Annotated in this window: 2 protein-coding genes; one reads left to right on the forward strand and one right to left on the reverse strand. The window is 76.3% G+C overall.

Features of this window, described 5'->3' with window-relative positions; all coding sequences use genetic code 11:
• Nucleotides 1–308 (reverse strand): hypothetical protein (locus EYA84_RS34010; RefSeq protein ID WP_131057864.1); only part of this gene is annotated, 308 nt, incomplete at its 3' end.
• A 101-nt stretch (nucleotides 309–409) separates the two neighbouring features.
• On the opposite strand from EYA84_RS34010, the gene EYA84_RS31915 reads away from it, so the two are divergent.
• On the forward strand, nucleotides 410–1,321 hold a 912-nt coding region (locus tag EYA84_RS31915), incomplete at its 3' end, for a PucR family transcriptional regulator (protein WP_236146081.1).

Below are 1,321 nucleotides of genomic sequence, written 5' to 3' on the forward strand. Positions count from 1 at the left end.
GGTCGGACCGGGCCGTGCCGATGGCCGCCGGCCCAGCCGGGCAGGTCGCTGCGGCAGCCGCCGGTGACCGGCTCCGGGACCACGGCCTCGCCCGTACGCTGACGCGGCACCACGGGGTCGACGGGGCGCGGGCGCACCGGAGCGGAGTCCTCCTCGGGACGCTCGGCCGACCGTCCCGGCGCGGCTTCGCCCGGGTGGGCCAGACCGATGAGCCGGCGGTGGTGTTTGGCGGGGAACGGCTGCTCGTGCGACCCCGGTCGGCAAGGCTCTCCCTGGGCGCAGCCGTGCTCAGCCTCCCCGTGCGCCATCGGTGTCTCCTCACGCTCGCCCTCACCCGCCGGTGCCCACCCGACGTGCCTCGTTACCGTACTGGCCGGCTCCGACGGTCCGTGCAGCGCGTACCGGGTGGGTGCTCCCGGGACTGCCGACGCCTGCCGGCGAGGTCCAGCTCAGGACATGTCAGGCTAGGCGGGTGAGCGAGTCGGTCGGGACGGACCTGTCGGCCACGCTGCGCCGGATCGAGCGGGCAGCCGGTGCGCTGGCCACGGCGAGTGTGGCGCGGATGGACGACACCCTGCCCTGGTTCCGGGACCTGCCCGCCGACCAGCGGTCCTGGGTGATGGTGGTGGCGCAGGCCGGCGCGCGGTCCCTGGTGCAGTGGCTGCGCTCCGACGGCGGCCCCCACGAGGGCACCCAGGAGGTCTCCGACGAGGTGTTCGCCACCGCGCCGCAGGCGCTGGCCCGGTCGATCACCCTCCAGCAGACCGTCGCCCTGATCAAGGTCACCATCGACGTGGTCGAGGAGCAGGTCGACGACCTGGCCGCGCCGGGCGAGGCGGCGCAGTTGCGCGAGGCGGTGCTGCGCTACTCCCGGGAGATCGCCTTCGCCGCGGCCCGGGTGTACGCCCGGGCGGCCGAGTCGCGCGGTTCCTGGGACGCCCGCCTCCAGGCTCTGCTGGTCGACGCGCTGCTGCGAGGTGACTCGCCGGACGTGCTGGCCAGCCGGGCCGCCGCGCTCGGCTGGACGGACGCGCCGCCGGTCGCGGTGGCGGTCGGCCCCTCCCCCGGCGGTGAGGTCGCCGCCGTGCTGCACACGGTCTACCGGCAGGCCCGGCGGGTCGGGGTCGAGGTGATCGGCGGGGTGCACGGGGACCGCCTGGTGATCGTGCTCGGCGGGGCGGCGGATCCGGTGGCGGCCACCGCCGAACTGTTGTCCGCCTTCGGTGACGGTCCGGTGGTCGTCGGCCCCTCGGTACCGAGCCTGGACGAGGCCACCGAGTCGGCCCGGGCCGCGTTGGCCGGGTACCGGGCGGCTCCGGCG

This window comes from Verrucosispora sp. SN26_14.1 (assembly GCF_004307965.1).
Classification (GTDB): domain Bacteria; phylum Actinomycetota; class Actinomycetes; order Mycobacteriales; family Micromonosporaceae; genus Micromonospora.